10 protein-coding genes are annotated in these 11,539 nt (G+C 69.2%); 4 read left to right on the top strand and 6 right to left on the bottom strand.

What is annotated here, in order from left to right:
• Positions 1-167: 167 nt before the first annotated feature.
• A complete protein-coding gene (uraH, locus tag ACIY1X_RS14975; protein WP_399681800.1) occupies positions 168-518 on the bottom strand; it encodes a hydroxyisourate hydrolase in 351 nt (116 codons plus the stop codon).
• A 161-nt stretch (positions 519-679) separates the two neighbouring features.
• On the opposite strand from uraH, the gene ACIY1X_RS14980 reads away from it, so the two are divergent.
• From ACIY1X_RS14980 to ACIY1X_RS14995, 4 genes are read left to right on the top strand one after another with little or no spacing between them, the layout of a single operon-like run.
• On the top strand, positions 680-1,345 hold the full coding sequence (locus tag ACIY1X_RS14980; RefSeq protein WP_399681803.1) for a GntR family transcriptional regulator: 666 nt from the start codon (positions 680-682) through the stop codon (positions 1,343-1,345).
• Positions 1,346-1,374: 29 nt separating this feature from the next.
• On the top strand, positions 1,375-2,334 hold the full coding sequence (gene puuE, locus ACIY1X_RS14985; protein ID WP_399681805.1) for an allantoinase PuuE: 960 nt from the start codon (positions 1,375-1,377) through the stop codon (positions 2,332-2,334).
• 25 nt (positions 2,335-2,359) lie between these two features.
• Positions 2,360-4,141, top strand: a complete 1,782-nt coding sequence (gene uraD, locus ACIY1X_RS14990) for a 2-oxo-4-hydroxy-4-carboxy-5-ureidoimidazoline decarboxylase (RefSeq protein WP_399681807.1) — start codon at positions 2,360-2,362, stop codon at positions 4,139-4,141.
• Positions 4,138-5,382: a M20 family metallopeptidase gene (locus tag ACIY1X_RS14995; protein ID WP_399681809.1), complete on the top strand. Its 1,245-nt coding sequence runs from the start codon at positions 4,138-4,140 to the stop codon at positions 5,380-5,382. The genes uraD and ACIY1X_RS14995 overlap by 4 nt, the downstream gene beginning before the upstream one ends.
• Positions 5,383-5,407: 25 nt before the next feature.
• Here the strand turns inward: ACIY1X_RS14995 and ACIY1X_RS15000 are convergent, their stop codons facing one another.
• From ACIY1X_RS15000 to ACIY1X_RS15020, 5 genes are all read right to left on the bottom strand, one after another.
• A complete protein-coding gene (locus tag ACIY1X_RS15000; protein ID WP_399681812.1) occupies positions 5,408-5,935 on the bottom strand; it encodes a hypothetical protein in 528 nt (175 codons plus the stop codon).
• A gap of 151 nt (positions 5,936-6,086) precedes the next feature.
• Positions 6,087-6,671, bottom strand: coding sequence for a hypothetical protein (locus ACIY1X_RS15005; RefSeq protein ID WP_399681815.1), 585 nt, complete (start codon positions 6,669-6,671; stop codon positions 6,087-6,089).
• Complete coding sequence (locus ACIY1X_RS15010) at positions 6,668-7,807, bottom strand: DUF2827 domain-containing protein (protein WP_399681818.1); 1,140 nt, start codon at positions 7,805-7,807, stop codon at positions 6,668-6,670. Before ACIY1X_RS15010 ends, ACIY1X_RS15005 begins: the two co-directional genes overlap by 4 nt.
• Positions 7,804-8,955, bottom strand: a complete 1,152-nt coding sequence (locus tag ACIY1X_RS15015; RefSeq protein ID WP_399681820.1) for a DUF2827 family protein — start codon at positions 8,953-8,955, stop codon at positions 7,804-7,806. Before ACIY1X_RS15015 ends, ACIY1X_RS15010 begins: the two co-directional genes overlap by 4 nt.
• A 112-nt stretch (positions 8,956-9,067) precedes the next feature.
• A partial coding sequence (locus ACIY1X_RS15020) for a YadA family autotransporter adhesin (protein ID WP_399681823.1) occupies positions 9,068-11,539 on the bottom strand: 2,472 nt, incomplete at its 5' end.

The raw sequence follows: 11,539 nt of genomic DNA on the forward strand, positions 1-11,539 counted from the left end.
GGCAGCCGCAGCCGGGCCGGCTTTCAAGAAAACGCCGGGCCGCCCCAAGTTTTCTCGCCCCCCTCGGAGGGCGGGCCGGGCGCAGCCCGGCCCAGGGGGCGCTCATTGGATAACCTCCGTGCTTCGCACTGCGGTGCGAGCCCCCTTCGGAGCGGCCGGGCGGGGGCTCATGACCCGCGGTAGGTCGAATAGCTCCACGGGCTCACCAGCAATGGCACGTGGTAGTGCTGGTCGGTGTGTGCCACGCCGAAGTCCAGCGCCACGCGGTTGAGGAAGTTCGGCTCCGGCAACTGCACGCCCCGCGCCTTGAAGTAGCCCGCCACGTCGAAGACCAGGCGGTAGGTGCCCGCCTTGAGGCTGTGGTTGTCGTACAGCGGGCCATCGCTGCGGCCGTCGTCGTTGAGCGTGAAGCGCTTCACCAGCGTGGCGTGCTCGCCCTCGGTGGTGTAGAGCGCGACTTCCATGCCGGCGGCCGGGGTGCCGTGCATCGTGTCCAGGACGTGGGTGCTCAGGCCCATGGGGCGACTCCTTGATAGGGGGTTGAAGCGATCATCCGATACGGTCCACAAAAGTGTATACAGATTTGCCGCAGGGGGCTATCATGAATTGCACCGCAGTTTCCGGCCGCGGTGCATTCCCCTTTTTTCGCTCCGGTTCAATCCACGCAACCCCGCCCAGGATGGAAACGACCACCACGCGCGCCATCGTCGAGGCCCTGACCCGGGCCATCGTCGAGCATCGCCTGCAGCCGGGCACCAAGCTCGCCGAGCAGAAGCTGGCCGATCACTTCGGCGTCTCGCGCACGCTGGTCAGGCAGGCCCTCTTCCAGCTCTCGCAGAACCGGCTGATCCGGCTGGAGCCGGCGCGCGGCGCCTTCGTGGCCGCGCCCTCGGTGGAAGAGGCGCGCCAGGTCTTCGCGGTGCGCCGCATGCTGGAGGCCGAGATGGCGCGCGAGTTCGCGCACCAGGTCACGCCGGCCAAGCTCAAGGCGCTGCGCGAGCACGTGGCGCAGGAGAAGACCGCCGTGGAAGGCCAGGACGTGGAGGGCCGCACCGAGCTGCTGGGCGACTTCCACGTGCGCATGGCCGAGCTGATGGGCAACGCGGTGCTGGCGCAAATGCTGGGCGAACTGATCTCGCGCTGCGCGCTGATCACGCTGATGTACCAGAGCGCCAGCGCCGCCGAGCACTCCAACGACGAGCACGCCGACATCGTCAAGGCCCTGGCCGCCCGCGACGGCGACCGCGCCGCCCGCCTGATGACCGAGCACCTCCTGCACGTGGAGGCCAACCTCACCTTCGACCGCCAGGTGCCCACCAGCGACATCACGCTGGCCCTGTCCTGAACGGCCGTACGCGACAACACCGAGACACCATGCCTGCCGTCTACGACGCCACCCTCCCCTATCCGCGCGACCTGGCCGGCTACGGCCGCGACGTGCCCCACGCCCGCTGGCCGGGCGGCGCCCGCATCGCGGTGCAGTTCGTCCTCAACTACGAGGAAGGCGGCGAGAACTGCGTGCTGCACGGCGACCCGGGCTCGGAGCAGTTCCTGTCGGAGATGTTCAACCCGGCGAGCTACCCGGACCGCCACATGAGCATGGACGGCATCTACGAGTACGGCTCGCGCGCCGGCGTCTGGCGCATCCTGCGCGAGTTCGAGCGCCGCGGCCTGCCGCTCACCGTCTTCGGCGTGGGCATGGCGCTGCAGCGCTACCCCGAGCTGGCCATCGCCTTCAAGGAGCTGGGCCACGAGATCGCCTGCCACGGCTGGCGCTGGATCCACTACCAGAACGTGGACGAGGAGATCGAGCGCGAGCACATGCGCCTGGGCATGGAGGCGATCGAGCAGATCACCGGCGAACGGCCGCTGGGCTGGTACACCGGCCGCGACAGCCCGCGCACCCACCGCCTGGTGGCCGACTTCGGCGGCTTCGAGTACGACAGCGACTACTACGGCGACGACCTGCCCTTCTGGATGAAGCTGCGCAAGACCGACGGCAGCGTCGCGCAGCAGCTCATCGTGCCCTACACGCTGGACGTCAACGACATGCGCTTCGCGCTGCCGCAGGGCTACTCGCATGCCGACCCGTTCTTCCAGTACATGAAGGACAGCTTCGACGCCCTCTACGCCGAGGGCGATCCGGCCGGCCTGGACCGGCCCCGGATGATGAGCATCGGCATGCACTGCCGGCTGCTCGGCCGCCCGGGCCGCATCACGGCGCTGCAGCGCTTCCTCGACCACGTCGCGAAGCACGACCACGTGTGGATCTGCCGCCGCATCGACATCGCGCGCCACTGGAAACAGACCCATCCCTGCCCGGCCAACGCCTGAACGCACGCACACAAGGAGACACACCATGGCCCTCACCCTGGAGGCACTGAACGCCGCCCCGCCCGACGAGGCCGTCCGGCTGCTGGACGGCATCTACGAGCACTCGCCCTGGGTGGCCGAGCGGGCGCTGGCCGCGCGGCCCTTCCGCTCGCTCGCGCACCTGAAGTACGCGATGGCCCAGGCCGTGGCCACGGCGCCGCCCGAGCTGCCGCTGGCGCTGATCCGCGCCCACCCCGAGCTGGCCGGCAAGGCGATGGAGGCGAAGACGCTCACCGCCGAGTCCACCCAGGAGCAGGGCAAGGCCGGGCTGACGAACTGCACGCCCGAGGAGCTGGAGCGCATTCGCGCGCTGAACAAGGCCTACGGCGAGAAGTTCGGCTTCCCCTTCATCCTGGCGGTGCGCGGGCCGCGCGGCGACGGGCTGTCGAAGGGCGAGATCATCGCGACCTTCGAGCGGCGCCTGCACCACCATCCGGGCTTCGAGCGCGCCGAGGCGCTGCGCAACATCCACCGCATTGCCGAGATCCGGCTGGACGACCGCTTCGGCGTCGTGCCCGCGCTCGGCAACGACGTGTGGGACTGGCAGGAGAAGCTGGCCGCGCACACCGACCCGGGCTACGCCGAGCTGGGCCAGCTCACCGTGACCTACCTCACCGACGCGCACCGCGCCTGCGCCGCGCAGATCGCCGGCTGGATGCGCGAGGCGGGCTTCGACTCGGTCGGGATCGACGCGGTGGGCAACGTGGTCGGCCGCTACGAAGCGGCCACGCCCGGCGCGAAGACGCTGCTCACCGGCTCGCACTACGACACCGTGCGCAACGGCGGCAAGTACGACGGGCGCCTGGGCATCTTCGTGCCGATGGCCTGCGTGCGCGAGCTGAAGCGGCAGAACCGCCGCCTGCCCTTCGCCTTCGAGGTGGTGGGCTTCGCGGAAGAGGAAGGCCAGCGCTACAAGGCGACCTTCCTCGGCTCGGGCGCGCTGATCGGCCACTTCGACCCGAAGTGGCTGGACCAGCAGGACGCCGACGGCGTGACCCTGCGCGACGCCATGAAGCACGCCGGGCTGAACATCGACGACATCCCGAAGATCCAGCGCGACCCGGCGAAGTACCTGGGCTTCGTCGAGGTGCACATCGAGCAGGGCCCGGTGCTCAACGAGCTGGACATCCCGCTGGGCATCGTCACCTCCATCAACGGCGGGGTGCGCTTCGTCGGCGAGGTGTTCGGCATGGCCAGCCACGCCGGCACCACGCCGATGGACCGGCGCCGCGACGCCGCCTGCGCGGTGGCCGAGCTGATCCTCTTCACCGAGCAGCGCGCCGCGAAGGACGGCGACTCGGTCGCCACCGTCGGCATGCTGCAGGTGCCCAACGGCTCGATCAACGTGGTGCCGGGCAACTGCAGGTTCAGCCTCGACATCCGCGCGCCCAACGACCCGCGGCGCGACGCCGTGGTGGCCGACGTGCTGGCCGAGCTCAAGGCCATCTGCGAGCGCCGCGGCGTGCGCTACACGCTGGAGGAAGCCATGCGCGCCGCCGCCGCGCCCAGCGCGCCGGCCTGGCAGGCCCGCTGGGAGAAGGCCGTCGATGCGCTCGGCGTGCCCCTGTTCCGCATGCCCAGCGGCGCCGGCCACGACGCGATGAAGCTGCACGAGGTGATGCCGCAGGCCATGCTCTTCGTGCGCGGCATCAACTCCGGCATCAGCCACAACCCGCTCGAGTCGAGCACCAACGACGACATGCAGTTGGCGGTCGAAGCCTTCCAGCTGCTCCTGGACAACCTCGCCACAGAAAAAGAAGCCCCATGACCGACTACGCCAAGCTCGACAGCTGGATCGACGCCCACTTCGACGAGGAGGTGAAGTTCCTCCAGGCGCTGGTGCGCGTGCCCACCGACACGCCGCCCGGCAACAACGCGCCGCACGCCGAGCGCACGGCCGAGCTGATCGCCGCCTGGGGCTTCGACGCCGAGAAGCACGCCGTGCCCGCGCAGGAGGTGAAGGACTACGGCCTCGAATCGATCACCAACCTGATCGTGCGCCGCCCGTACGGCGACGGCGGCAGGACGATCGCCCTGAACGCCCACGGCGACGTGGTGCCGCCCGGCGAGGGCTGGACGCACGATCCCTACGGCGGCGAGATCGAGGACGGCAAGCTCTTCGGCCGCGCCGCCGCGGTGAGCAAGAGCGACTTCGCCACCTTCACCTTCGCCGTGCGCGCGCTGGAGGCCGTGGCGAAGCCGAAGCAGGGCCGCGTCGAGCTGCACTTCACCTACGACGAAGAGTTCGGCGGCCTCCTGGGCCCCGGCTGGCTGCTGAAGAACAAGCTGACGAAGCCCGACCTGATGATCGCCGCGGGCTTCAGCTACGAGGTGGTCACCGCCCACAACGGCTGCCTGCAGATGGAAGTGACGGTGCAGGGGAAGATGGCGCACGCCGCCGTGCCCAGCACCGGTGTGGACGCGCTGCAGGGCGCCGTGCACATCCTGAACGCGCTGTACGCGCAGAACACGCTCTACCAGCAGGTCACGTCGAAGGTCGAGGGCATCAGCCACCCGTATCTCAACGTGGGCCGCATCGAGGGCGGCACCAACACCAACGTGGTGCCCGGCAAGGTGGTGTTCAAGCTCGACCGCCGCATGATCCCCGAGGAGAACCCGGCCGAGGTGGAGGCGACGATCCGCGAGGTGATCGCCAAGGCGGCGGCGGAATTCAAGACGCCGGCCGGCGGCATCGAGGTGGAGGTCCGGCGCATCCTGCTGGCCCACGCGATGAAGCCGCTGCCCGGCAACAAGCCGCTGGTCGATGCGATCCAGAAGCACGGCAGCGAGCTGTTCGGCCAGCCCATCCCGGCGATGGGCACGCCCCTTTACACCGACGTGCGCCTGTACGGCGAAGCCGGCATCCCGGGCGTGATCTATGGCGCCGGCCCGCGCACCGTGCTGGAATCGCACGCCAAGCGCAACGACGAGCGCATCGACCTGGAAGACCTGCGCCGCGCCACCAAGGTGATCGCGCGCGCGCTGGCCGACCTGCTGAGCGAAGGCTGACGCCGGGGCGCGCCGCGCCCCGGCTTCATCCCGCCCGGTACATCACGTCCGTCTTCTTGAGCGGGAACATCTTCGGGTACCAGGTGGCGAGGCGCCCGGCGTCGCCGCAGCGGTCGTAGAGCGGGTCGCAGACGACGGCCTGGTAGCTCCACTTCGCGAAGTCGGAGATCGGGATGGACGGGTCGCGGTTGAGGATGACGAAGGCATGGTCCCACCGCCCGCGGTACACGCCGAAGTAGTCGATGGGAAGGACCTTCGCCGCCTCCAGGTGCTTGAAGGCCACCGCCGACAGTTCGGAGCAGTTGCCGGTCTGCGTCTCCAGGCCGAGCTTCGCCAGCTCGTCGATGAAGAGCCTTCCGTCGAACGCACCTCCGTAGGCCTCGCTGCGGCTGGCGCCGAGCTGCAGGCTCTTGATCCGGGCCGCGAACTTCTGCGGCACGTCGATCGGGTTGCGGATCCATCCGCCTGCGGTGTTCAGGCCGCGATAGCGGATGCTGGCCTTGACGTGTGCAATGGCCGCCTGGGCGGCCTTCGTGTATTCGGAATGCAGCATGAGTCGTTCGGATGAAAGGGCGGACGGCCCTCCGGCAAAAAAGGGCGGATCATTCCGGCGCGCCGGATCAGCGTCAATCGGCCGAAGTTCATAGCCCGCGCGCCCGTGTTCGGCCGCCCGGCATACACGGGCGCAGCCTGGCGCGCCGCGCCTAGCGCCGGACCGGCGGGGCGGCGGCGGGCGCCGCCGCCGGGTCCTTCCAGTTGTATTCGACGAAGCGCCGGATCACCAGGCAGCCCGGCGGCGAATCGATGAGAGAGACGGAGGAGCCGGGCTCCTTCGGATCGGTGTAGACCGCGTAGACGGGCAGCAGCCGCGTCATCTGGTAGCCGGCCAGTTCCGTCTGCGCGATGCTGGCGCAGGTGAAGGGGGCCACCGTGATGCGCTCGGCCGCCACGGTGCAGGTGCCGGCGGCCGCGTCGGGCACGGCGGTGATGGACGCCGCCATGCCGGCGTTCGGGTACTCCAGCCCGATCAGCGAGAACACCGGGCCGGCATCGGGGCGCTGGCGGTCCCAGTCGAGCAGCACGTCGTGCGCCCGGCTGCCCTGCACGTTGAGCCCGGCAAGCCGCGTGATGGCAGGCAGGCAGCGCTTGACGCCGACGCTGGCGGCGGCGCGGCTCAGGGTGTCCTGTGCCGGCGCCGCGGGCGCGGGCTGCTGGGCCCAGGCAGCCGGCGCGAGCACCAGCATCGCACTCCATACGGCAAGCGAGGAAAAGGAAGCCAGGCGGTTCATCGTTCGTACAACTGCTCGATGGCGGCCATGTAGGCGCGCACGTTCGACTCCGCTTCGGGGTCGAGCGTGGCCAGGAAGTTCCGCGCGCGCTGCCGGTAGGCGGCCAGCCCGGCATCGTGCTCGGCGAAGGCCTGCAGAAGCGCGCGGCCGCCCTCCTCGCAATCGAAGTCGTGATAGCGGTAGCCGCAGTCGCCGATCAGGTGCGAGTTGTGCACCAGCGGATAGCCGCCGTGCAGCGCCTCGTAGTACACGTAGTTCTGCGCGTTCTCCCAGTGGTGGCTGACGACGGCGTCGCAGTGCATCGACAGCACCTGCCAGATCGGGAAACGCCCCTCGAAGGTGACCAGCCCGTGGCGAACGATGTCCAGGCTGTTGGCGAAGCCGTTGAACACCGCGTGGTCCTTCATGTGGAAGGTGTTGTAGGCATGCACGTGCTCGATGACGTCCGGGTCGGCGCGGTGCGCGACCTCGCACACCAGCAACGGGATGTGGCTGGTCTTGACCATGCACACGTTGGGCTCGAACATGCCCAGCCGCCAGCGGCGGCGCCCCGGCCGGTAGCCGAAGGCGTGGCCCTCGGGCAGTTGGCGCAGCGCGCGCTCCAGCACCACCGGGCTCCACAGGTGCGGCAGCATCCGCACCGGCGCGCGGAAGGTGCTGGCGAAGTACGGCACGCAGGTGGCCTCGTATTCGGGCAGGGTCCAGACCTCGTCGTAGGGGGCGCCGGTGATCAGCAACGCATGCGGCTTGCCGAACACCATGCGCTCGATGTCGATCACGTAGTCGTTGCCGACGCGCATCGACACCACCTTGCCGCCGCGCTCGCGGAAGGCGATCACCCATTCCTTGCCGAGCTGGGCGCTCATCTCGATCATCACGTCGAGCCGCTCCATGGCTGCGGCCATGTCGATCACGGGCACGGGAGATTCCTCGAGGAAGGCCTGCGCTTCCTCCGGCCCGCCCCCGCCGCCGCCCGCGACCAGCACCACGTCCTCCACCTGCGGGGAGCGGCGCAACAGCATCGCCAGGAACAGGCAGTTCTGGAAGATGCCGTTCTCCCACAGCGACTGCGTTCCCTTGCGCACGAACAGCGAGACGCCGACGCGCAGCGGGCGTGGGGGCCGCGTCGACGTCATGCCGCCACCCATTGCGGCGTGTCGTGGCATAGCTGCCCGAGCAGTTGCGCATAGGCCATCAGGTTCGGCTCGGCGAACGGGCTGACCGCGTCGAACACCGCGCGCGCCGCGCGGCGCTGGTCGGGCAGCCGCTCGTCGTGCCCGGCCCAGGCGGCCAGGATCTGGCGCCCGCCTTCGGCCGCGTCGAAACCCGGGTAGTAGTAGCCGGCCCCGAAGCCATGCAGCCAGGGCGAGTTGTGCACCAGCGGGTAGTCGCCGTACAGCGCGTCCAGGTAGCTGTAGTTCTGGTCGTTGGTCCACTGGTGCGAGACCACCGCATCGGCATGCTGGGCCATGAAGCCGGCGATGTCGTTGCGGCCGTGGAAACAGGCCTTGTGCTGGCGCACCAGGTCCAGCGAGTTGGCCAGGTACAGCAGCGTGGGATGGTCCTTCATGTGCAGCGTGTTGAGCACGTGCATCATCCGGATGCTTTCGGGCCGGGCCCGATAGGCCTCGTCGCAGGCCAGCATCGAGATGCTGGAGGTCTTGGTGACCGAGACGTTGGGCTCGAAGATCGCGATGCGCAGCCCCGCCGGAGGCGCCTGCGTCGCAGGCGTGCGAGGCCGCCAGCCATAGTGCAGGCCATGCTGCGCCACCTCGTGCACGCGCGCCTGCAGGAACTGCGGGTGCCACAGGTACGGCACCACGTTCACAGGGCATCGGTGCACCGTCCGCTGGAACGCGGTGAACATCGCGTACTCGGGAATCACCCACACCTCGTCGCAGCGGTCCAGCCGGGAGAAATGGCCCGGACGATCGAACACGGGGCTTTCGACGAGATGGGCAAAGGGCTGGCCGGCGCAGTAGTAGACGACCTTCTTGCCGCGCGCACGCTGCAAGTCGAGCCAGCGCGAGTCCAGCGCGCCGGCCATCTCGACAATGACGTCCACCGCATCTGCCGCCTCAGCCTGCGTCATCAGCAGCAGGCCGAGCGCCTGCGTGTCGACCTGTGCGGGCAGCCGCCCCTGGTCGCCGACGTCGATCAGCACGACCGACCGCACGAACGGCAGGCGCTGGAACAGCCGCGCCAGGAAGATGACGTTCTGACCCAGGCCGTTCTCCCAGATGTTCTGGCCGGCGTGCGTGATCACGGAGATGCCGATGCGCATGGGCGAAGTGTCTCCCAAAAGAAGAAAGGCCCCCGCGCGGACGCAGGGGCCACGGGCGGCTCCGGGCCGCTGGCGGCTCAGGCGCAGCTGCCCGGGGTGTGCGCCCGTGCCGTCACTTCCACTTCCAGCCGATGCCGGCGTTGACGCCCCAGTCCTTGCCGGTGGTGGACACGCCCGCCCCCCAGGACATGGTGCCGTCGTTCGACAGCGCCTTGAAGGTCAGGCCGACCGCACCGTAGCCCTTGTAGGCGCCCAGGCCGATGCCGACCGCCTTCTCGCCCGGGTACAGCGTGGGCAGGTAGGTACCCGCCATCGCGAAGGCCATGGCCGTGCCGGAGTAGGCGATGCGCTCCACCTCGCCGAGGCGGTTGTTCAGCGCCCCGATCTGGTAGTTCTGGTAGGCCGACTGCGTGCTCAGCTGGTTGACCACGCTGTTCGTGGCCTTGAGCTGGCTGACGTTGACCGCATCGCTGTCGGCGCTGCCCGCGGCCACGCCGGTGATCTGGCGGTACTGGCCGTTGGCCGCATTGCCCACCGAGACGGCGGCCTGCGTGCTGGTGGTGGCGGCAATGGCCGACGCCTGCGCCGCGCTGGCGCCCGCCGGCACGTAGCCGGCCACGCCCGCCGGCGTGTTGGCCACGGAGCCCGCGCCCAGCGCCACGCCGCCGCTCTGGTTGACGACGGAGCCGAAGCCCACGGCCGTGCCCTGCGAGACGCCGGGCGCGGCGCTCAGCGGCGTGCCGCCCGCGTCGGCGCCGTCGCCGATCGCGACGCCGCCGCCACCGGCCCGCGCGTTCGCGCCGATCGCCTGCGAACCCGTGGCCAGCGCACCGGTGCCGATCGCGATGGCGTTGGTGCCCGTGGCCTGGGCGCCGTGGCCCATCGCCACGGCCGAGGCGCCGCTGGCCACTGCGGCGGGGCCGACCGCGATCGCGTTGGTGCCCGACGCCACCGAATCCGGCTCGGTCGAATTGGCGTGGAAGTACTTCGTGCCGCCGTTGTACAGGTTGGTCAGCGCGTCGCCCACGTTGTGCGCCGTGCTGGTCGAACCGTCTGCATTGGTGGTGGTGTACGTGGGTGCCGAGACGGCGCCCGTGTTCGGGTCGTAGCTGGCGCCGCCGCCCAGGGCGTCGGCCGTGCTCTGGCCCGCGTTGGTCAGGTTGCTGCCGACCGTGCTGAGGCCGGTGGACAGGCTGCTGATTCCCGTGGACGTCGAGGTCGACAGGCTCACCAGGTTGTCGTTGGTCGTGCTCAGGCCGGTCGACAGGCTGCTGATGCCCGCGGAGGTCGAGGTCGACAGGCTGTTCAGGTTGCTGTCGGTCGTGCTCAGGCCCGTCGACAGGCTGCTGATGCCGGTGGACGTGGATGTCGACAGGCTCGCCAGGTTGCTGTCGGTCGTGCTCAGGCCCGTCGACAGGCTGCTGATGCCGGTGGACGTGGACGTCGACAGGCTCGCCAGGTTGCTGTCCGTCGTGCTCAGCCCCGTGGACAGACTGCTGATGCCCGTGGACGTCGAGGTCGACAGGCTCGTCAGGTTGCTGTCCGTCGTACTCAGGCCGGTCGACAAGCTGCTGATGCCCGTCGAGGTCGACGTTGACAGGCTCGTCAGATTGCTGTCGGTCGTGCTCAGGCCGGTCGACAGGCTGCCGAGGCTGCTGTCGATCGTGCTCAAGCCTGTGGACAGGCTGCTCAGCCCCGTGGACAGGCTGCTGATCCCTGTCGACGTCGAGGTCGACAGGCTGCCCAGATTGCTGTCCGTCGTGCTCAGGCCGGTCGACAAGCTGCTGATGCCCGTCGAGGTCGACGTCGAGAGGCTCGTCAGGTTGCTGTCGGTCGTGCTCAGGCCCGTCGACAGGCTGCTGATCCCCGTCGAGGTCGAGGTGGACAGGCTGTTCAGGTTGCTGTCGGTGGTACTCAGGCCGGTCGACAGGCTGCTCAGATTGCTGTCGATCGTGCTCAAGCCCGTGGACAGGCTGCTGAGCCCCGTCGACGTCGAAGTCGACAGGCTGTTCAGGTTGCTGTCCGTCGTGCTCAGCCCCGTGGACAGACTGCTGATGCCCGTGGACGTCGAGGTCGACAGGCTGTTCAGGTTGCTGTCGGTCGTGCTCAGGCCGGTCGACAGGCTGCTGATCCCCGTCGACGTCGAGGTCGACAGGCTGTTCAGGTGGCTGTCCGTCGTGCTCAGGCCCGTCGACAGGCTGCTGATGCCGGTCGACGTCGAGGTCGACAGGCTCGTCAGGTTGCTGTCGGTCGTGCTCAGGCCCGTGGACAGGCTGCTGATACCTGTCGAGGTCGAGGTCGACAAGCTGTTCAAGTGGCTGTCGGTCGTGCTCAGGCCGGTGGACAGACTGCTGATCCCAGTCGAGGTCGAGGTCGACAGGCTCGTCAGGTTGCTGTCCGTCGTACTCAGGCCCGTCGACAGGCTGCTGATGCCGGTCGACGTCGAGGTCGACAGGCTCGTCAGGTTGCTGTCGGTCGTGCTCAGGCCCGTGGACAGGCTGCTGATACCGGTCGAGGTCGAAGTCGACAGGCTCGTCAGGTTGCTGTCGGTCGTGCTCAGGCCCGTGGACAGGCTGCTGATACC

This window comes from Xenophilus sp. (assembly GCF_044462705.1).
Classification (GTDB): domain Bacteria; phylum Pseudomonadota; class Gammaproteobacteria; order Burkholderiales; family Burkholderiaceae_C; genus Xenophilus; species Xenophilus azovorans.

What these genes read in the sequence shown, in the direction of transcription:
- uraH (WP_399681800.1), bottom strand. Translation starts at nt 518, where the DNA reads ATGGGCCTGAGCACCCACGTCCTGGACACGATGCACGGCACCCCGGCC.
- ACIY1X_RS14980 (WP_399681803.1), top strand. Translation starts at nt 680, where the DNA reads ATGGAAACGACCACCACGCGCGCCATCGTCGAGGCCCTGACCCGGGCC.
- puuE (WP_399681805.1), top strand. Translation starts at nt 1,375, where the DNA reads ATGCCTGCCGTCTACGACGCCACCCTCCCCTATCCGCGCGACCTGGCC.
- uraD (WP_399681807.1), top strand. Translation starts at nt 2,360, where the DNA reads ATGGCCCTCACCCTGGAGGCACTGAACGCCGCCCCGCCCGACGAGGCC.
- ACIY1X_RS14995 (WP_399681809.1), top strand. Translation starts at nt 4,138, where the DNA reads ATGACCGACTACGCCAAGCTCGACAGCTGGATCGACGCCCACTTCGAC.
- ACIY1X_RS15000 (WP_399681812.1), bottom strand. Translation starts at nt 5,935, where the DNA reads ATGCTGCATTCCGAATACACGAAGGCCGCCCAGGCGGCCATTGCACAC.
- ACIY1X_RS15005 (WP_399681815.1), bottom strand. Translation starts at nt 6,671, where the DNA reads ATGAACCGCCTGGCTTCCTTTTCCTCGCTTGCCGTATGGAGTGCGATG.
- ACIY1X_RS15010 (WP_399681818.1), bottom strand. Translation starts at nt 7,807, where the DNA reads ATGACGTCGACGCGGCCCCCACGCCCGCTGCGCGTCGGCGTCTCGCTG.
- ACIY1X_RS15015 (WP_399681820.1), bottom strand. Translation starts at nt 8,955, where the DNA reads ATGCGCATCGGCATCTCCGTGATCACGCACGCCGGCCAGAACATCTGG.